Below are 20,771 nucleotides of genomic sequence, written 5' to 3'. Positions count from 1 at the left end.
CTGGATGAAGTATTCACCAATAGATTTCAACGATCATTTTTTCCACCTCATCGCTTGTATCTCATGATTTTTTAGAAAAACCCCGCAGAAAAGTGCTACAATCATGCACATATATGTATTCTTTCAGGCCACCCATTCTCGGTGCCTATATTTATATCGTTAGGATTAACAATGACTGATAATGCAACTATCTTGCAGAATGTCCCAGTTGGCAAAAAAGTTGGTATTGCCTTCTCTGGTGGTCTAGATACTTCAGCTGCGCTTTTGTGGATGAAACAAAAAGGTGCGGAACCTTATGCTTACACAGCAAACTTAGGTCAACCTGATGAAGACGACTACGATGCGATTCCAAAAAAAGCGGAAGCGTATGGCGCAGTTAAAGCTCGCTTAGTTGATTGTCGTTTACAACTTGCTTTAGAAGGTATTGCGGCTATTCAATGTGGCGCTTTCCACATTTCAACTGGTGGTATGCCTTATTTCAACACGACTCCTCTTGGTCGTGCAGTTACAGGTACGATGCTTGTAACCGCAATGAAAGAAGATGACGTAAACATCTGGGGTGACGGTTCGACTTATAAAGGTAACGACATTGAACGTTTCTATCGTTATGGTCTGTTGACTAACCCATCGCTAAAAATTTACAAACCTTGGTTAGACCAAACTTTCATTGACGAGCTAGGCGGCCGTGCAGAAATGTCACAGTTCCTGATCGACAATGGTTTTGACTACAAAATGTCAAAAGAGAAAGCGTACTCAACTGACTCAAACATGTTAGGTGCGACTCACGAAGCAAAAGATCTTGAATACCTTAATGCGGGTATCAAAATCGTAGACCCAATCATGGGCGTTGCGTTCTGGAAAGATGACGTAGAAGTAAAAGCTGAAGAAGTGTCGATCACTTTTGAAGAAGGCTTCCCTGTTGCATTAAATGGCAAACGCATCGAAAACCCTGTTGAGTTCATTCTTGAAGCTAACCGTATCGGTGGTCGTCATGGTTTAGGTATGTCTGACCAAATCGAAAACCGTATCATCGAAGCAAAATCTCGTGGTATCTATGAAGCTCCGGGTATGGCACTTCTTCATATTGCTTATGAGCGTTTAGTGACTGGTATCCACAACGAAGACACCATCGAACAATACCGTATTAACGGTCTGCGTTTAGGTCGTCTTCTTTACCAAGGTCGTTGGTTCGATTCTCAATCATTAATGCTTCGTGAAACTGCTCAGCGTTGGGTTGCTAAAGCAATCACTGGTACTGTGACTTTAGAACTTCGTCGTGGTAATGACTACACTATTCTAAACACTGAATCTCCTAACCTCACTTATGAAGCTGAGCGTTTAACTATGGAGAAAGGTGACTCTATGTTTAGCCCTGCTGACCGTATCGGTCAATTGACTATGCGTAACTTGGATATCACAGATACTCGCGCTAAATTAGGTATCTACACAAACTCTGGCTTACTTGCAGTAGGTACAGGTTCTGCAGTGCCTCAATTAAAAGACAAAAACAAATAAGATTTGTTGAGTCATAAAAAACCGCGCATTTTGCGCGGTTTTTTTTTGCCGATTTCTAAGAATTTCTCAATTTTATTAAACATTAGGCCACATGTACTGAACGAATCGATTGATAGTAAATTTGATTCCGCCCGAGTTGTTTTGCACGATACAAAGCCTGATCGGCAATATTTAACAGTTCATCCTTCGTCATATTTTCAGCACGATATACCGTAATACCCAAACTAATAGTGACGTGATTTGAAACCTGTGATTTGGCATGTGGAATTTCTAAACGATCGATTGCTTTATAAATATTTGACGCTACCGCATAAGCACCATGCGCATCGGTTTCAGGCAATAAAACCACAAATTCTTCACCACCATATCGCGCTACAAAATCCATATGTCGAATGGCATTTTTAATGGTTTTGGCAATGGTTGAAATTACATCATCGCCTTTTTGATGACCGTAGAAATCGTTATAGTTTTTAAAATGATCAACATCGATAAATAGCACAGCAAGCGAGGTGTTATTACGTCGAGATTGCTCATAAAAGGTATCAAGCATTTCATCAAAAGTACGTCGGTTTGAAATCTTGGTTAATTCATCATGCTGACTTAAATGTAAAAGCTCTGTGGTATGAATACGATGGATTTTTTCACTAATATCCGCGCGCAGCATATTCAAAAATATCATCCGTTCACGCGCACAGAGCATCTTACTGATTGCAAAACCCAATACACAGCTTCCAATCAGTACACGCCCCAACACCATCACATCAAATTTCACTTCTAATGAAAAAAGCATCAACATGGTGACCACAGCAGCCAACAATCCAGACATCAACATTTGGACTGGTTTAACCCCCGTCAAAATATAGCTCAAGATGTAAATCATACAAAGGATCATCATGGCCTGATGTTTAAGTGCTTCGGTATACACGGTCATGGTGAGCCAAGACATTGAAATAACAGCCCAAAACACTACAAACATACTGGCATGTGAAAAATAAGGCTTCAGACGGTCGTAACGGGCAAAGGTATATAAAGCCAAAAGACACAGCGCACCATTGAGCTGACCAAGCAAACAACGAATAAAATCATGCACAAAATGCTGTTGATTAATTATCCAGTAATCTCCGGGAATGATCAGCATCGTGAGCACAAAGTAGATCAACACTCCCATCCAAAAAAAATGACGTATGTTGGTTTGCGCACGATCGAGACTTAAAGTCCAAAATTGAGTTTCCAGTTTTTTAGGAAACATTTCCCCTACACGACGAGTTTGCCGTGTAATCAGTTCCTCTATTTTTTCTTTATCGTATTGCAACTTTGCAAGGTTATACTTGTATTCCATTTCCAAGCATTTATCTAATTCTTTTAGTCATTTAAAAATACCACAGTTTTATTCTTTATTTATATCTGTTCAGTCATTTGTACAGAAATCTCGTTACCATTTTCACATTATTTGCATTATCATTTGTTTTATTTCCAAGCTTGGAATCGCTGTGAATACGATTACTCTTCTTCAGCCAGATGATTGGCATGCACATTTACGTGACGGTCTAGCCCTAAAGCGTACAGTTCCTGATTTAGCACAACAATTCTCTCGCGCGATTTGTATGCCAAACACCGTACCACCGGTAAAAACCGTTGAAGAAGCAAATGCATACCGTGAACGTATCATGGCACATGTTCCTGAAGGCGTTCACTTTGACCCGCGCATGGTGCTCTATTTCACAGACAACACACCTGCAAGTGAAGTTAAAAAAATTAAAGAATCTGAGCATGTTAATGCCATTAAGCTCTATCCAGCAGGTGCAACCACGAACTCGGACAGTGGTGTCAGTGACATTAGTAAAGTATATGGTGTGATTGAGCAACTCGAAGAACACCAAGTGCCATTACTCTTACATGGTGAAGTGACGCATAACCATGTCGATATTTTTGACCGTGAAAAACGTTTCCTTGATGAAGTACTTTCTCCACTGTTAAAACAGTTCCCTAAATTAAAATTGGTGCTAGAACACATCACCACAAGTGAAGCTGCGCATTTTGTATTAGAACAAGACCGTAATGTCGCTGCGACAATCACACCGCAACATTTATTGTTTAACCGTAATGATATGTTGGTGGGTGGTATTAAACCGCATTTCTATTGCTTACCGATTTTAAAACGCCAAACCCATCAGCAAACTTTGCTCGAAGTTGCGACCAGTGCAAACCCTAAATTTTTCTTAGGTACAGACAGTGCGCCGCACTCAAAAAATGCTAAAGAAAATGCATGTGGCTGTGCAGGATGTTATAGTGCACCAACAGCAATTGAGCTATACGCTCAAGCATTTGATCAAGTCGGTAAAATCGACCGTTTAGAAGGTTTTGCAAGCCACTTTGGTGCAGACTTCTACGGACTCCCTCGAAATACCAATACCATTACTTTGGTAAAAGAAGATCAAGTGATCCCTGAAAGTTTAGACTATTTGGATGGCGAAAAAATTATTCCGTTGTATGCGGGTAAGACCATCCAATGGAGAAAAGTGTGACAGATGAAACTCGACCAGTCATTGGTCAACGTTTCCGTGGATTCCTACCTGTTGTTGTCGATGTCGAAACAGCAGGTTTTAATTCACAGACCGATGCCTTACTGGAAATTGCAGCGATTCCTATTGTGTATGATGCAGAAGGTAATTTTGTACCGGGTGAAGCCCACCATGCACATATCAATCCGTTTGAAGGTGCCAACCTTGACCGTCGCTCACTGGATTTTATTGGTGTAGATCCATTTAATCCGATGCGTATGGCCATGGCTGAAGATGAGAAATCAGCATTAAAACGTATTTTTAAGTCAGTGAATGAAGTACGTCGTCAACAAAACTGCACACACGCGGTTTTAGTTGGTCATAATGCCCATTTTGACTTAGGTTTTGTACAGGCAGCGATTGCACGTACAGGAACAAAAAATCAAAATCCTTTCCATAGTTTTTCCGTATTCGATACAGTGACTTTGAGCGCTGTAATGTTTGGACAAACTGTGCTGGCAAAATCATGTATTCAAGCTGGTATTGAGTTTGATGGCAAAGAAGCACATTCTGCACTTTACGATACTCAGAAGACCGCTGAACTGTTCTGTTATATTTTGAACAAACTCGGCCCTCACCTACTTGACACTATGATGGCGGATCAATAAGATACCGCCATCTTCTAAACGTCCCTATCGTCTAGAGGCCTAGGACATCGCCCTTTCACGGCGGTAACCGGGGTTCGAATCCCCGTAGGGACGCCAATTTTTATTCAGACTTTCTCCAAGCTGAATATTCAAGTCTATTGAATACACATCACCACCTCTACTGATTAGTTAAAATTTTCATTCACTGAAATCGCTGTGTATTAAAAAAACACCTATTGCAAATAATTCTCATTTCTATTGATTATTTTTGTAAAGTTAATGATAATCGCTATCGTTTTTATCTGCATAATTATTGACAGCCATGCGCTTTGCCTATTCTCCTCTTAATATCGCAATTTTGACTGCTTTAGCATCTCAAGCTTATGCCAATGAAATTGATTCAACTCAAGTTATTCAAAGCAATAACCTCAAAATGACGCCGATTGAAGTTGAAGTCAAAGCCAAACAAGAAGTAGGTAAAACCGTCTACACCAAAGAAGATTTAGAAAAAACGCCGAATAGTTCGAAAAATATCACAGACTTTTTAAAAGTTAATCCAAATGTGCAGTTTAGCCGTGAACAACGTTCTGCAGATTCTCAGGCTGAGCTACGACCATCCGAGATATCTATTAATGGCGCGCAAACTTACCGAAATAAATTTGTAATTAACGGCGTCAATACCACCAATAACCTTGACCCTCTGGCAAGCGGAGACTCCTATTCAGGCAAGCTTGATGGTGGTTCACAAGGGATGGCTCTAAACACCGATTTAATTTGTAAATTAGAATTGATCGATAGTAATGTTTCTGCAGCATACGGCGAATTTACAGGTGGTGTAGTAAATGCTGAAACTTGTGCCCCAAATACTGAAATTGGCAAAATCCACGGCTCCGTCACTTACGACTACACGGAAAGTGATTGGTCACGTTATCATTTTACCGATGAAGAAGAAGCTGCAGAGTTTGAAGATCCAACATCATCAAATAATAAAGAATATAAAAAACACGGCCTAAGCCTGAACCTATACAGCAAACTCTCTGAACAATGGGGCATCAATAGTTATGCCTCTAAACGTGAATCTATCGTACCAGTAATGAGTGGTTTAGAAGATCGCAGTAAAGTCAAAAGTGAGCGTAATAATATCAACTTAGGGACTACCCTTTTTTACACACCTTCGGACACATCCAAAGCGAAGTTTGGATTTGATTTAGGGGATTTGGACAGTCTAAATTTCGTTGATAAGCGAATAAATTCAAAAAGCATTAGCAATACTGAAACACTGACATTCTTTGGTGAATTAGAAAACAAACTCAATAACTCGACATTAAAGCAAAATATTAGCTATCAAACGCTAAGCCAAGCGCGTGAAAATGATTCAACTACCGGTATTATTTGGAAGCAAACACCAACTAAAAATTGGAGTTCCAATCCTGGTGAAGGTTCAGCAAGTAGTGATCTGGAATTACGCCAAGATACATTTTCGTATAGTCTAAAAAATGCGTTTGATACCGTTCAGATCGGTAACAGCATGCAACAATTAAGCTTTGGTGTGGGCTATGACTATTCTAAAGTCGCATGGGAACGTCCTAACGATGCCTATATGTATAATCAGCCTAAGACTTTTACAGCTAGTTCAGGCATTAGCTGTACGGCAGGTGATATGCTTTGTGATGAAGCAACGGATGAAAATAACTATCAAGGCCAATACCAAACAAATGGCAAGTATTATCAAAAAGGTAAAGTTAATATTGACCAACAACGTGTGCATACCTTCATTGAAAACACATCGACTTGGGATAATTTTTCAGCGCGTTTAGGTTTACGTGCAGATTATGATAGCTTGTCGAAAAATTTAAATATTGCATCTCGTACTGCCTTTAACTATAAACCGCTAAAAAATGACCTTCTGTCCTTCACTACGGGATGGAATCGATATTATGCAAACTATACCTTAGCCACTGAACTGCAAGATCAACTTGCATTTTTGGAATACAATTTAAAACGCACAAAAAATCAAACTGAAGACTATTGGACTCAAACTGGGTTATCAGATTTAATATTAGCTAATTCCAATATTCAACGTGCCAATTTAAAGACCCCTTATGCTGACGAAATTGTGTTTGCCATTAATAGCCAAGTTAAAAACTGGAACCTTGGTCTGAAATGGGTGAATCGCGATAGCAAAGATGAAATCACAAAAAATCGTTTTATTGATCCAACAACCAGCAACACCATCGATCATTTTGAATATAGTAATAGTGGTAAAGCAAAAGCTGACATTTACACACTCACACTCAGAAATACGCTGCCAGTCGTTTATAAAAACTCTCTGCACGGGTTTAACTTTGGCTTTGATTACACTGAATCGGAAAAAAATTATTTAGACTATTCCGAGTCATATAACGTTAACAGTAATACCGCTGCTGAAGATCGCGATATTATCTTTAACGGCAGCCTCATCCAATTTAATGAACGTCCTGTTGAAAATTTCAATCAGCCTTGGACGGCTCGTTTTGGTTGGGACATTGAGTTTTCAAATTTACCATTAAAGATTAATAACTTCTTAAGCTACAAATCTGAATATAAAGATACGTATAAACTAAAAAACAAAGTTGAGCATGATGGTGTCCTGTTGGAAGCCTATGCCACAGATACAATTAGACCTCGATTTAGTTGGGATATGCGTACCACTTATGATTTGAATTTCTCTAAAGACTACAAAGCAATATTCGGTTTAACCATTAACAATATTACCAATCGACATAATATCTATACCACCCCAGGTATTAGTGAGTCGACCAACAGACTTAGATCTGAAATTGGGCGACAGTTCATTGCTGATGTCACATTTAAATTTTAATCTTCCCTATCAAGAGCGCCTTAAAAACGCTCTTGATTCATTTTAAAATAGACTAAAACATGAAAAAAATAATCTTACTCTTTGGCCTGTGCATAGTATGTCTCGGTATCTTCATCTACATTTTTAGACCCGAAGCCAGCCTACCGACAAATCTTTCAAATACTGTTGAGCACGATGCCAATCAGACAAATCAAACAGCATTGAATGATGACCAAGAATCTTCTATTCCCGAAACCAACGATCATGACACTCAAATACAAGCGAAAAAAACCAAAAAATTGAGCGAAGAAGCAATACAGTATTACCGAACAGCAAGTAAATACGGTTGGGAGTCAATCGTTCGTGATTTTGAAAATGGAACCATCCTAAAAAGTAAAATGCCTAAAGGGGAAATAGAAAAACTTTGCGAAATTGCACTGAGTCAAAGCACTGCCGATAAAACCAAACGCTTATTTAAAGCAAATTGCAAACCACTCAATGGCCGTTCATCCTCTATGATTATTAATGGCGCATTAACCAATGCAGAAGGCAAAATAGATCAAAACGAAATCATTGAAAAATTAAAACTCTACAAGTCGGAAAATGTTTTACAAACACACGTTACGTATAAATTTGGCCCGTATGAAGAAAAAAGCTCTTTGCAATCTAAAACAATTGGTTGGGGGCTTGAAGACGTTTTTGATTATTTGCTGAGTATTGGAGTCGATTACACGGGCGTGGATGGTAATTTAATTTTAGACAATATCAAAGGCCGTAACCCTTCTGTGAGTTTCGTTCAAAAACTACTGAATGCAGGAATCGAGCCCAATAGTAACGTTTATAAACAAATGGAACAGAATGACTTTTCAACCAAATATCCTGACGTTTACAATTTATTAAAAGCACACAAACCATGAAAAACATCGTTATTACCAGCTGCCTGCTAATGAGTATGCATTGCTTTGCAAATGCTCCAGTGCCACAAAATCACGCTACCAATGCACCATCAGTGAAAAACATTCACGACTTTAAAAAGATCAAAGGGATGACAAATGATGCATCTCGTTATTATAAATTTATAAACATATATGGTTGGTCAGCCATAGTGCAGGAATTTGAAAATAAAAATATTCAAAACAGTAAAATGAAAAATAAAGAAGTTAAAAAATGTGTGACACAGCGCATCTTATACTTCCACTTCAAGATATCAAGCGACTGATTGCTGCTAATTGCAAACCCAGCTCAAACGATGTCACTTTTAATACCATCAATAGGACTTTAAAAAATGGCGATGGTTCTATTAATGAACAAGAAATTATTGCTAAATTAGAATTTTATAATGCATTAGGATTATTAAAAACACATCAAACATACGGCCGTGGCTATCGTGCAGAAACATATAATTTACTCTACAAAGCTGCCGGTTTTGGTTTGCCTGATGTTTTTGATTATCTCCTGAATATCGGACTCACAGTAAAATATACCGATGGTAACTTACTAAATACACATTTTGATGGTCGCTCCCCTCAACTCGCTTTAACCCAAAAAATTTTAAAACTGGGTATCGAGCCAAATGCTTCAACCATCACAATCATGCAACAACGGAACTTTAAACAACACTACCCCGACATTTACCAAGTCATCCTATCCAATCTAGAACAGAAAAACCGTAAACTTTAATTAATTACAGCCTGACTGGTTTTGTTTATACTTCAGCTTGATCTATTTTGATGTAAGAATACCCTATGTTTAAAAAGTTGCTCTTGGTTTTAGCCATCTTATTTCCATCTGCACTCTATCTGTATATTGTGAGCCGCGATGACAACAAAGCCCCTGTAACCGAACAAACTCAAGTACCTGCAACCTCCGAAGCCGAATATCAAACTCCTGACCATTAATCTAATGGTCAGTGCTAAAGATTTAAATTTTAGATCAGTATTATCACATTATAAGAAAAATTCGATTTATCAATCATTTCACTGCATTCAATCATAAAATATACCTTTCATTCAATTTTCATTTCACTATGCAATCTCCCTCTGAACCTTCGCAACACTCGTCTGCTGAAGGTAAAAGTCCATCGCTTAAACGTGCGATGACGACTCGACACCTTGTGATGCTCTCACTTGGTGGTGCAATTGGTACTGGTTTGTTTATGGGTTCAGGTGAAGTTATTTCACAAGCTGGGCCTTTAGGCGCTGTTCTTGCCTATATTATTGGCGGTTTGATTGCCTACATGGTCATGCTCTGTTTGGGTGAACTTGCCGTACATTTACCTGTTTCTGGCTCTTTTGGTGCTTTTGCGACTAATTATATTGGCCCGGGTACCGGTTATATGGTGTCTTGGATGTACTGGTTGGGCTGGTCTGCCACCTTAGGTACAGAATTTACTGCGGCGGCTATTTTGATGCAGGAATGGTTTCCACAAACCTCTATTTGGTTATGGACACTGATCTTTGCAGCTGGCGTACTGATCTCTAATCTAAGTTCTACACGTGCGTTTGCAGAGTCAGAATTTTGGTTATCAATGGTGAAAGTTGCAACAGTGTTGATTTTCATCATCCTTGGTTTTGCCTGCATCTTTGGTTTCGTACCTTTCCAAGGCTATGAATCAGCTCCAATGTTCCACAATTTGACAGAACATGGTTGGCTGCCAAATGGTTTGTTCCCTCTGTTTGCCACGCTATTGATCGTGAACTTTGCCTTTAATGGTACGGAGATGATTGGTATCGCTGCAGGTGAAACTGAAAACCCTGAAAAGAATGTGCCTAAAGCCATTCATGCTGCGGTATGGCGCTTAATCATTTTCTTTGTCGGCACTATTATCGTCATCAGTTCACTGTTGACCTATACCGATGCAGGTTTAAATGTTGGTGGACATGGCGGCTTAAGTAGTAGCCCATTCGTTTCCGTATTTAACCTGATGGGCATTCCCTATGCAGAAGACTTAATTCGTTTCGTCATTATTACGGCTTTACTGTCTACAGCTAACTCTGGTTTATATGCTGCATCACGTATGATGTGGGCGCTGTCCGCACAAAAACAATTACCACGTGCTTTCGGCAAATTAAGCAAAACTGGTGTGCCTTATATTGCTGTATTGGTCACTATGATCGGTGGTTTACCAGGTCTATTGTCAGAACAATTTGGCGCAGATGTCATCTTCAAGAACTTGATGGGGGTTGCTGCCTTCACCATGGTGATCGTGTGGATGAGTATTTGCTGGAGTCAATTTAACTTCCGTCGCCAATGGCTGAAACAAGGTCATAGCGTGTCAGAACTTAAATTCCGTACACCATGGTTCCCGCTGGTTCCAATTCTTGGCTTTGTCTGCTGTACCGCAACAGGTTTAAGTATGGCTGCAGATCCTGAAATGCTTTCAGGCTTTATTGGCTGTCTGATCTTTATGGCGGCGTGTTATGCAGGTTATTATTGGTTATATCACGATAAATAAAATAGTTAAGGTGGCTCATTAGCCACCTTTTTTTATGAAACTATTTCTCTTCCCTATGAGAGAAAAATTAGGGTTTCCATATAAATTCAAAAATGATTTGTGGGAGCAGTTTAATCCACAAAAACCACTGTACAAATTATAATTTAAAGAAATAGTTCAACTGCTTTTCGTCAATGAGTTTTTATCCTCGCTCAACACCAAGATATAATCCCATACTTTCAACTCTAATGAGTCCTTTTCGGATTTTGCCCCTTTAGAAACATTAGCTAAAAGACACACAGCTACTATTGCTAGAAATATTTGGATAGATACTCTCAAACTTGTATTAGATATTAATTCAACAAAAGTAAAGTTAAAAACTATTAATGAAAGTGGCAAAAGCACCCGACTTGAATTCATCTGTTTTTTAAATTCAGGAAAATCACGATTAATAACCAATAAATCTTGTTTGTCTTTACTCCACAACATTGGCTCAAAACTTACATCCAATTTTTTTTCTAATTTTTCAAGTTCTACATCATCACTAGACAACTGATATCTTCGAACCTTTAAGATTAAATATAATTTAAAAAAGCTCTGGATATCTAAAAAATAATGAGAATCATCTAAAGATTTGAGGTGATTATACGTAATTCTACTTTCCCCATCTAAATCCCTAAATAAAAGTTCATCAATAATTCTTTCAAACCCTGATTTACTGATATACGAAGAAAAATTATTTGGATAAACTTCAAACCAATGCAAATAATTCAATAAAACTATATAGAATCTTTCATGGACTTTGCCCACATTAAATTGATTGATTTCAAATAAAATTCCAGAAATAAACTCATTAAAATTATTTTTCATTAAAAAAATTCTGTTTTTTGTTTCATTTATATACATTTAGAATATAACAATGAAACTCTATTTTGACAAATATAGATGGGCTATGTACTATACACCCACCTCAAAACGTCCCTATCGTCTAGAGGCCTAGGACATCGCCCTTTCACGGCGGTAACCGGGGTTCGAATCCCCGTAGGGACGCCAATTCTTCTGTCAGTTCTGACAAACTTAAAGTTTATTTATCTATAATTTATATTAATTGATTGCATCATCATTGCATTCTTCTCTACAATTACTCGCTTCATTATTTGATTCTCCTTTTTCTCTATGCAGTCATCACATTCTCCGAATGATGCTTCGCATCAGGGCAATTCTGCGCCGTTAAAACGCGCTATGAGTACTCGACATCTGGTGATGATTTCGCTTGGCGGCGCAATCGGTACTGGTTTATTTCTTGGTTCGGGTGAAGTCATTGCACAAACGGGGCCTGTAGGTGCCATTATTTCGTATTTTTTAGGCGGTATTATCGCCTATATGGTGATGCTTTGCTTAGGCGAGCTCGCTGTACATATGCCAGAATCTGGTTCATTTGGCGCTTATGCTAAACGCTATATCGGACCTGGTACGGGTTATACCATCACTTGGCTCTATTGGCTGACATGGTCAGTAACGCTAGGAACTGAATTTACCGCTGCTGCACTTTTAATGCAGGAATGGTTCCCAGACAGCTCTATGTGGATGTGGACCTTAATCTTTGGTGCTTTTGTATTCTGCTTGAATATGATTTCAACCAAATGGTTTGCTGAATCTGAATTTTGGCTAGCTTTAGTCAAAGTGATTACCGTTGTAGCCTTTATTATTTTAGGTCTATTGGCCATTTTTGGTGTTTTAGGCTATCGAGGCTATGAAGCTGCACCGCTGTTTAGCAACCTCACTGCACAAGGCTGGTTCCCTGAAGGTTTGTTCCCAATCTTCGCTACAATGTTGATTGTTAACTTTGCATTCTCAGGTACTGAACTGATTGGTGTTGCTGCGGGTGAAACCAAAGATCCAGCGAAAAATGTGCCTAAAGCCATTAACACGGCGATTTTCCGCTTGTTGATTTTCTTTGTAGGTACCATTGTTGTTATTACTGCATTATTGCCACACCAAGAAGCTGGCTTATCTGCCGAAGGTGTAAGTAGTTCACCTTTCGTAACAGTATTCCAGCACATTGGTATTCCTTATGCAGAAGACATCATCCGCTTTGTCATTATCACAGCCCTACTTTCTGCTGCAAACTCAGGTTTATTTGCTGCATCTCGAATGATGTGGTCATTGTCCTATAGTAAGCAATTACCTGCGGTGTTCTCTAAAGTGAACTCACGTGGTATTCCTTATGTTGCCGTGATTGTGACCATGATCGGTGGTATGCCGGGCTTACTTTCTGAGCAATTTGCACCAGAAACCATCTTCAAAAACTTGTTAGGTGTCGCGGCATTTACCATGGTGGTGGTATGGATGAGTATTTGTTTAAGCCAATTCAACTTCCGCCGTCAGTGGTATAAAGAAGGCAAAACTGCAAAAGATTTAGCTTTTGCTGCACCACTCTTCCCAATCGTGCCGATACTCGGTTTTGTATTCTGTCTGATTACCTGTATTAGTATGGTATTTGACCCAGAAATGTTAACTGGCTTTATCTGCTGTATGATCTTCATTGTGGCGTGTTATATCAGCTACTACACCTTGTATCACAACAAAGATTGATCTGCGTTGTCATACCAAACACGATAAAAGAGTAACTTCGGTTGCTCTTTTTTTATGGCTATATTTTAATAAAAGTAGAATAAAAACTGATCCGTCGATGAGGTGCAATATGCAGATCATCTTTATCCATGGCATGAATCAACAGCAACAAACTGCACGTTCGCTCGAACAGCATTGGCTTGCACTGTTGTCTCAAGGCTTAAAGCAAAGCCATCAAGAGACTTTTTTATCATATATACAGCACCATATGCGCATGCCTTTTTATGGAGATTTACTCACGCGTTATCATTTGCAGAATATGCTTCAAGCCAGCACCTTGACGCCTCAAACGTGGCCACATTTTCCGTTTATCCATCGCACTGAACTCCTAGAAAAATCACCAAAAGTACTTGAGCATCATGCCGTACAAAACAATCTACCTGACATCACCCTCAATGATGCTATTGGATTTAGTCAATCATTCAAATCGATCACTGCACTTGGCAAAGATCTTGCCCTACGCGATTTTGCAGTTTTAATGAATTATTTCCCAAAATTACATGCCACACTTTTGCATAAATTTTTGGTCGAAACTTATCTCTATTTATCCAATCCACACTTTATTCAGGCAGTTCATACTCGTCTGCATGAGCAATTACATCAAACGAAACCCACCCTGTTGATTGCACATTCGCTAGGTAGCGTGATTGCGTATCATTTTTTACTGTTACATCCTGAACTCAACATACAGCGCTTTATTACCTTGGGCTCACCTTTGGCTTTTCGTGTCATCCAAGCCCACTTACCTCAGCCTTTACAGCGACCTGATGCAATTTCAGGTGATTGGTTAAACTTTTATTCACATGATGATTTTCTCAGCGCTTTTCCACTGAGTCAGGCACCATTTGATTTTCAACCCGCCATTATCAACCAGCAAATTCAGACATCGATTGAACACCCACACGATATTGCTGGATATTTAACGCATCCAGAAGTTATTGCTACAATCTTACAAGTGTTGAAAAAACCGACATAAATAATGTATTTTTCAAACATTTTTAGCAAATTGTTTTAATTTTATGCACTCAACAACAAAAACTGAATTTATTTATAGAAAAGCGTTTGACACCCCCCGATTTTCACCCTAATATACGCCCACCTCTGAAACGTCCCTATCGTCTAGAGGCCTAGGACATCGCCCTTTCACGGCGGTAACCGGGGTTCGAATCCCCGTAGGGACGCCAATTTTCAGAAGTACATTTTATTAAGTCCCTATCGTCTAGAGGCCTAGGACATCGCCCTTTCACGGCGGTAACCGGGGTTCGAATCCCCGTAGGGACGCCATTATTTAGTCTAAAAACTTAGACTGAAATAAACGGTTTTAAAATTTGCTTTCTGTACTGTCCCTATCGTCTAGAGGCCTAGGACATCGCCCTTTCACGGCGGTAACCGGGGTTCGAATCCCCGTAGGGACGCCATATTCGAGTTGGTTTTAACCACTCATTAAAAAGCTCAAGCATTGCGACTTGGGCTTTTTTATTGCCTTAATTTCTAAATATTTCTTTTAAAAGTTTTGAATCATAAATGGCCTTAGGGGCAATCACCTGCTCATTTAGCGGAATATTTTGACCATAGCGCTGCCGCATTAGACGCTGCACTTCATATTGTTTTAAATCAAATTGTTTAAGTTGTTGTAACGGCGAAAGTTCGATTCCTAAAGCATGCTGATAAGCTTTCCAAACAATTTCAGAACAGTAAATTGCACGGTCATCCCATTCAAAATAAATATCATAGGGTTTGCCCAAGTACTTTTCTGCATTTTGTACTAGCTTCGTTTTCTGCGGCACATTTAAGGGTTGTTTGAGCCTTTTCACCACATAGTGAGCATTCTCCCCACGCGCGATCCATTGATTTAAAGCGGTATATTGCACAGGTTGAATAGCTTCAAGCACCCAAGTTTGGTTATTTTTATTTACGATCATGCCCATGTGACTATAAGGCGAATGTGTCGCCTTTTGAATGCTTAAACTTTGTTGTGACTTTGAGATATGAAAAATGATATCCCCCGTCTGAAATGTAGACTGGGCATAGAGAGCAGAACTGAGCCCCGAAAGAATGACTATTAATATTAAAATTTTAGACATTTTTATTGTAAGTAATATTGATATGAATGAAGGCAACCATAACATGGATGTATGCCGATTGCCCTTATTCTAATAATTCAATGATTGACTAAGCCGACTTACGTGAATTGACTTGCCCTTTAATGACCGCGGTTAAATTGCCTTTGAGATATTTAAAAAACACTTTTAACGGTGAAAGTTTAGGATTTGGCTGTTTTCCTTCACCAATCGATTTAAACTGAGCGGCATACCAAATAATTTCCATAATCGCCATTTTATCAATCATCGGTATGCCAGTTTTAATTTTGTCCACACCATAACGAACATCCTGACCCGCCAATAAACGATCAGCCAAATCGACTTCAACAGCGAAAGGACGTGCAATACCAATAAAATCACAAGCTCCACTGTCTAGTGCAGCATTCATGCCTTGGACGGTTCTAAACCCGCCGGTAACCATTAACGCGCATTTCACTTCTTTACGGATATTGTCCGCAAAATCGAGGAAATAAGCTTCACGAGCAATGGTACTGGCTTTACGTTTTTCTTCTTTAGCACCCGCCATCGCTGGCGCTTCATAGGAACCGCCCGAGATTTCAATCATATCAATCCCTGCGGAATCGATTGCCTTAAAGACCTCAATCACATCTGTTTCGCTAATTCCGCCACGTTGGAAATCAGCAGAGTTGAGTTTGACCGAAATAATAAAATCATCTGTCGTCGCTGCACGAACTGCCTTATAGATTTCAAGCAAAAAGCGCATGCGGTTTTCATTTGAACCGCCCCACTGATCTTGACGTTTATTGGTCAGTGGCGACAAGAACTGACTAATTAAATAACCATGCGCACCATGCAATTGCACGCCTTCGAAGCCTGCCTTTTCACAAATGTGTGCGGCACGTGCAAAACGCTGAATGATATCTAAAATTTCATCCTCACGAAGTTCGCGTGGTGTTCCAAACGTTGTGGCTAACATCGGACTAAATGGCACAGCAGATGGTGCAACCGTTTCTTTATTTAAACCTTTAGGACATTGGCGGCCAGGATGTGAAAGTTGAACCAATTGCACCATGCCGTGCTTCTTGCCTAGCTCAGCCCACTGTGTTAACTGTGCTAAATCACGCTCAGTTTCAGCGACAACAACCCCCGGCTCATTTTTAGCACGGAAATCCACCATGACATTACCCGTAATGGCACAGCCTAAACCACCCTTCGCCCAAGCTTCATATAATCCAAAATGTAAGTGATTGGGTTGGCCTGCGGTATTGGCCAATGCTTCACTCATTGCACCTTTGATGATGCGATTTTTAAATGTGGTATTACGAATTTTAAAGCTTTCAGCTAAATGGCTCATGGCAATGTCCAAAATGAAATAACAAGTCCTGAGTATTTACTCTAATTATTATTTTCTAAAGGTCAAGGATATTTTGACAATGACACTTGTCAAAATATCCATAAGTTTAATTTTAGTATTGGCTGGCTTCAATTAATTTACGGGTATAGTCCGTTTGTGGTCGTGCAAATAGATCTGCGGTGTCTTGAAATTCCATGACTTTGGCATGGCGCAGTACCAACACTTTTTGACAGAGGGCTTTGACCACGTGTAAATCGTGACTGATAAATAAATAACTCATATTAAATTCTTGCTGCAAACGCCGTAGCAGCTTCACGATGGCTTTTTGTGTCGTCCGATCAAGCGCCGATGTGGGTTCATCGAGAATCAGCAGTTTAGGACGTAAAACCAGCGCACGTGCCAAGACAACTCGCTGTCGTTGCCCACCCGATAACTCATGTGGATAACGCTGCTTAAATGAGCTGGCTAATTCGACTTTCTGCAATGCTTCATCTATACGCTGTGCAATTTCATTTGCAGATAAATGCTGTAAGGCCAGACCTTCGCCAATGGTTTGCTCTACATTTAGCCGTGGATTTAAACTACTGAATGGATCTTGAAAGACAATTTGAAATTCACGACGTAAAGGTCTGAGCTGTTTTTCTGAAAGTTGATTGATGGCGTGTTGATTTAACATAATTTCACCATCACTTTCTATGAGCCGAGCAATAGCCAGTGCTAAAGAGCTTTTGCCTGAACCACTCTCTCCAACAATACCAATCGACTCACCTTCAGCCACTGTTAAATCCAAAGCTTCTACCGCAACGACATAATTTTTAATGCGGTTCAATAAGCCTTGTTTGACTGGGAACTTCACTCCTAACTGGCGTAATTCTAAAAGTGTCTGCGTTTGCGAAACCTGTATTGCTGAACCAAAATCATGGTCTAATAAATTTTTGGTATACGCCTGCTTCGGCTGCTCAAAAATTTCCTGAACACCACCTTGCTCCACCACTTGCCCACGATTCATCACAATCACATGTTCGGCATAGCGCTTGACCAAATTCAGGTCATGGCTAATTAATATCATCGCCATATTGCGCTGCTGTTGTAGCGACTTTAATAAATTTAAGATTTGCGCTTGCAAAGTGACATCTAAAGCCGTGGTTGGCTCATCAGCGATTAAAATATCAGGATCTAAGGCCAATGCCATGGCAATCATGACACGTTGTCGCTGCCCCCCAGATAACTCATGTGGGTATCGTCTTAACTTATCTTCAGCATCAGGAATACCAACATCATTTAATAATTCTATAACCCGCTGCCGAGTTTTTGCCTTCGACCATCCCTGTAACAACAGTGACTCACCAACAATCTTTTCAACCCGATGTAAGGGATTTAAAGCTGTCATCGGCTCTTGAAAAATCATGGCAATTTTCTGTCCACGAATGTTTCGGTGCTGCTCAGGACTCAGTCCAAGAATATTCTGTCCACTCAGGCTGACGCTGCCTGTGACCTGCAGATCACTTGGCAACAAACCGAGTATAGCTAGGCTGCTAATCGATTTACCAGAACCGCTTTCTCCAACAATGGCTATCGTTTCACCTGTATGCAATTTAAAATTCAGGTCTTCAACCAAGACCTGTGCTGCATGGGAAATATGTAAATGTTCCACTTCTAACACGATGGGAGGTACATTAACTTGATGATTATTGACGTCTAGGATCGAATGCATCACGTGTCGCCTCCCCAATGTAAATCAATAAAGACAGCACGATCGCTAAGGTAAAAAATCCCGATAAGGCAAGCCATGGTGCATTCAGATTGTTTTTCCCTTGAAGCAATAACTCACCTAATGACGCGGCATCAGGCGGTAAGCCATATCCCAAGAAATCTAAGGCTGTTAGTGCCGTAATATTTGCCGTAAGCATAAAAGGTAGCTGTGACAAACTGGAACTCATCGCATTTGGTAAGATATGCCGAAACATAATGGTGCCATCTGTGACGCCAAGGCTTCGTGCTGCACGTACATAATCAAAATTACGAGCACGTAAAAACTCTGCACGAACCAAGCCGACTAAAGTGGGCCAACCAAACAACAGCATAATGACAAAGAGCCAATACACACTCGGCGTAAACATGCTAACCAAAATCATCACCATGAATAGCATCGGTAGTCCGCCCCAGACTTCCAAAATACGTTGACCAATGAGGTCTATCCAGCCACCATAATAGCCCTGAATCGCCCCAACCATAATACCCAATACGGCTGAAGCAAAAGTTAATGCAAAGCCAAACAGGAGCGACACACGTAATCCATATAAAATACGCGCGAGCACATCACGCCCTTGGTCATCTGTACCAAGCCAATTTTGTGTAGTCGGTGCAGATGGCACAGGCACAGCCAGCTCTAAATTCGGTGTTTGATAGGAAAATTTAATCAGTGGCCACACAGCCCAGCCTTTCTCTTCAATCAGTTGCTGCACTACAGGATCTTTATAATCTGCCTCAGTTTCAAATACACCACCGAAAGCTGTTTCTGGATAGCTTTTTAGTACGGGTACATATAAAGAATCATCGTATTTGACCAAGAGCGGCTTATCATTGGCAATGAATTCGACAGCTAGTGACAACATAAAAATCAAGGCAAAGCTGATAAAGCATGTAAAGCCTAATTTATTTTCTTTAAAACGTTGAAAACGTGCTTGCATGATCGGAGACATTATTTTGCCCCCTGCGAATCAAAATTAATTCGTGGATCAATCATTTGATACATGACATCACTGATTAATCTTAATATCAGCCCCATCAAGGTAAAAATAAACAAGGTGCCAAAAATCACTGGATAATCACGCTGTACAATGGCTTCAAATCCTAATAACCCCAGACCATCTAGATTGAAAATAATTTCAATAAATAGATTTCCCACAAAGAAGATGCCAATTAATGCTTCTGGTAGACCAGCAATAACAATGAGCATTGCATTACGAAATACATGACCATACAGCACACGTGATTCGGTCAAACCTTTAGAACGAGCAGCAAGAACATATTGCTTATTTAATTCTTCCATAAAAGAGTATTTGGTCAGATAAGTTAAGCCAGCGAAACCACCAATTACCATAGCAAACAAAGGCAACACCATATGCCAAAAATAATCTGAAATTTTGCCAAATACACTTAACTCAGCAAAATTCTCTGAAACTAAACCTTGTAGAGGAAACCACTGAAAATATGAACCACCTGCAAAAAATACAATGAGTAAAATGGCAAAGGCAAAAGCAGGAATGGCGTAGCCGATAGCCAATAAAATAGACGTACTTTTATCAAATAACAGACCATGTTGACGGGCTTTTTTAATGCCTAATGGAATAGACACCATATAGATCAGCAAGGTACTCCATAAGCCAAGGGATAAGGATACAGGCAGCTTTTCCCAAAGTAGCTGGGTCACAGGCTTATCTTTAAAGAAACTGGTACCAAAATCTAGCGTCACATAGCCCTTTAACATGAGCCAAAAACGTTCGAATAATGGTTTATCGAAACCATATTGCGCTTCGATTTTTGCCACCATTTCTTCACTGAGGCCTTTAGCACCTTGGTATTTACTGCCTGTCGTCGCAGTTTCACCACCACCTGTGTTTCCCATACCTTGAAAGGATTCTGCTTGCTGTATAGCTTGCTCAACAGGTCCTCCCGGTGCAATCTGAATCACGACAAAGTTAATCAGTAAAATGAAAAACAATGTTGGAATAATCAGGAGCAATCTTTTTAAAATATATGTGCCCATGTTGCTTTAACATTCC

18 protein-coding genes and 5 tRNA genes are annotated in these 20,771 nt (G+C 39.8%); 16 read left to right on the top strand and 7 right to left on the bottom strand.

The window, feature by feature from the left end; genetic code table 11:
* Window positions 1-171: 171 nt before the first annotated feature.
* Window positions 172-1,515 (top strand): argininosuccinate synthase, encoded by a 1,344-nt coding sequence (gene argG, locus FTU38_RS08610; protein WP_180110986.1) that lies wholly within the window; start codon window positions 172-174, stop codon window positions 1,513-1,515.
* Between the two features lie 82 nt (window positions 1,516-1,597).
* Here argG and FTU38_RS08605 read toward each other — a convergent pair whose 3' ends face one another.
* Entirely contained in the window at window positions 1,598-2,854 is a 1,257-nt protein-coding gene (locus FTU38_RS08605; protein ID WP_180110985.1) for a diguanylate cyclase, read from the bottom strand.
* Window positions 2,855-3,005: 151 nt separating this feature from the next.
* Between FTU38_RS08605 and pyrC the strand changes: the two genes are divergently transcribed.
* The 9 genes from pyrC to FTU38_RS08560 all read left to right on the top strand — a co-directional run bounded on the left by pyrC (window position 3,006) and on the right by FTU38_RS08560 (window position 10,956).
* The gene (pyrC, locus tag FTU38_RS08600; protein ID WP_111885770.1) at window positions 3,006-4,040 is read left to right on the top strand and encodes a dihydroorotase; all 1,035 of its coding nucleotides are present in this window, start codon (window positions 3,006-3,008) and stop codon (window positions 4,038-4,040) included.
* Complete coding sequence (gene rnt / locus FTU38_RS08595; RefSeq protein WP_078192915.1) at window positions 4,025-4,684, top strand: ribonuclease T; 660 nt, start codon at window positions 4,025-4,027, stop codon at window positions 4,682-4,684. Before pyrC ends, rnt begins: the two co-directional genes overlap by 16 nt.
* Before the next feature lie 20 nt (window positions 4,685-4,704).
* Window positions 4,705-4,780: transfer RNA gene (locus FTU38_RS08590), tRNA-Glu, on the top strand.
* Between the two features lie 205 nt (window positions 4,781-4,985).
* Window positions 4,986-7,523, top strand: a complete 2,538-nt coding sequence (locus FTU38_RS08585) for a TonB-dependent receptor plug domain-containing protein (RefSeq protein ID WP_180110984.1) — start codon at window positions 4,986-4,988, stop codon at window positions 7,521-7,523.
* Window positions 7,524-7,582: 59 nt separating this feature from the next.
* Window positions 7,583-8,419: a hypothetical protein gene (locus tag FTU38_RS08580; protein WP_180110983.1), complete on the top strand. Its 837-nt coding sequence runs from the start codon at window positions 7,583-7,585 to the stop codon at window positions 8,417-8,419.
* The gene (locus tag FTU38_RS08575; protein ID WP_180110982.1) at window positions 8,416-8,721 is read left to right on the top strand and encodes a hypothetical protein; all 306 of its coding nucleotides are present in this window, start codon (window positions 8,416-8,418) and stop codon (window positions 8,719-8,721) included. The genes FTU38_RS08580 and FTU38_RS08575 overlap by 4 nt, the downstream gene beginning before the upstream one ends.
* Window positions 8,670-9,182 carry a hypothetical protein gene (locus FTU38_RS08570; RefSeq protein WP_180110981.1) on the top strand — a complete coding sequence of 171 codons (513 nt, stop codon included), beginning with the start codon at window positions 8,670-8,672 and terminating at the stop codon, window positions 9,180-9,182. Before FTU38_RS08575 ends, FTU38_RS08570 begins: the two co-directional genes overlap by 52 nt.
* A gap of 65 nt (window positions 9,183-9,247) precedes the next feature.
* Entirely contained in the window at window positions 9,248-9,400 is a 153-nt protein-coding gene (locus FTU38_RS08565; protein WP_180004134.1) for a hypothetical protein, read from the top strand.
* Between the two features lie 128 nt (window positions 9,401-9,528).
* Complete coding sequence (locus FTU38_RS08560; protein WP_078192919.1) at window positions 9,529-10,956, top strand: amino acid permease; 1,428 nt, start codon at window positions 9,529-9,531, stop codon at window positions 10,954-10,956.
* 156 nt (window positions 10,957-11,112) lie between these two features.
* Here the strand turns inward: FTU38_RS08560 and FTU38_RS08555 are convergent, their stop codons facing one another.
* A complete protein-coding gene (locus tag FTU38_RS08555) occupies window positions 11,113-11,805 on the bottom strand; it encodes a hypothetical protein (RefSeq protein WP_180108778.1) in 693 nt (230 codons plus the stop codon).
* A 107-nt stretch (window positions 11,806-11,912) separates the two neighbouring features.
* Between FTU38_RS08555 and FTU38_RS08550 the strand changes: the two genes are divergently transcribed.
* The 6 genes from FTU38_RS08550 (at window position 11,913) to FTU38_RS08525 (ending at window position 14,987) form a co-directional block, all read left to right on the top strand.
* A tRNA-Glu gene (locus FTU38_RS08550) sits at window positions 11,913-11,988 on the top strand.
* A 123-nt stretch (window positions 11,989-12,111) separates the two neighbouring features.
* A complete protein-coding gene (locus FTU38_RS08545) occupies window positions 12,112-13,530 on the top strand; it encodes an amino acid permease (protein WP_078189154.1) in 1,419 nt (472 codons plus the stop codon).
* A 109-nt stretch (window positions 13,531-13,639) separates the two neighbouring features.
* Window positions 13,640-14,545 carry an alpha/beta fold hydrolase gene (locus FTU38_RS08540; protein WP_180074167.1) on the top strand — a complete coding sequence of 302 codons (906 nt, stop codon included), beginning with the start codon at window positions 13,640-13,642 and terminating at the stop codon, window positions 14,543-14,545.
* 132 nt (window positions 14,546-14,677) lie between these two features.
* Window positions 14,678-14,753, top strand: a tRNA-Glu gene (locus FTU38_RS08535).
* Between the two features lie 24 nt (window positions 14,754-14,777).
* A tRNA-Glu gene (locus tag FTU38_RS08530) sits at window positions 14,778-14,853 on the top strand.
* Between the two features lie 58 nt (window positions 14,854-14,911).
* Window positions 14,912-14,987, top strand: a tRNA-Glu gene (locus tag FTU38_RS08525).
* A 66-nt stretch (window positions 14,988-15,053) separates the two neighbouring features.
* Here the strand turns inward: FTU38_RS08525 and FTU38_RS08520 are convergent.
* From FTU38_RS08520 to FTU38_RS08500, 5 genes are all read right to left on the bottom strand, one after another.
* The gene (locus FTU38_RS08520) at window positions 15,054-15,653 is read right to left on the bottom strand and encodes a YiiX family permuted papain-like enzyme (protein WP_180008285.1); all 600 of its coding nucleotides are present in this window, start codon (window positions 15,651-15,653) and stop codon (window positions 15,054-15,056) included.
* Window positions 15,654-15,741: 88 nt separating this feature from the next.
* A complete protein-coding gene (locus tag FTU38_RS08515) occupies window positions 15,742-16,986 on the bottom strand; it encodes an NADH:flavin oxidoreductase/NADH oxidase family protein (protein WP_180102967.1) in 1,245 nt (414 codons plus the stop codon).
* 112 nt (window positions 16,987-17,098) lie between these two features.
* Complete coding sequence (locus FTU38_RS08510) at window positions 17,099-18,700, bottom strand: ABC transporter ATP-binding protein (RefSeq protein WP_180110997.1); 1,602 nt, start codon at window positions 18,698-18,700, stop codon at window positions 17,099-17,101.
* Window positions 18,675-19,688, bottom strand: coding sequence for an ABC transporter permease (locus FTU38_RS08505; protein WP_180110980.1), 1,014 nt, complete (start codon window positions 19,686-19,688; stop codon window positions 18,675-18,677). The genes FTU38_RS08510 and FTU38_RS08505 overlap by 26 nt, the downstream gene beginning before the upstream one ends.
* Window positions 19,688-20,755, bottom strand: coding sequence for a microcin C ABC transporter permease YejB (locus FTU38_RS08500; protein ID WP_180004177.1), 1,068 nt, complete (start codon window positions 20,753-20,755; stop codon window positions 19,688-19,690). The genes FTU38_RS08505 and FTU38_RS08500 overlap by 1 nt, the downstream gene beginning before the upstream one ends.
* Window positions 20,756-20,771 lie beyond the last annotated feature (16 nt).

The organism is Acinetobacter sp. YH12098, from assembly GCF_013419235.1.
GTDB classification, from domain to species: Bacteria; Pseudomonadota; Gammaproteobacteria; order Pseudomonadales; family Moraxellaceae; genus Acinetobacter; species Acinetobacter amyesii.
Note: the sequence above shows the minus strand (reverse complement) of the source record. Positions and strands in the feature narration are given on the sequence as shown.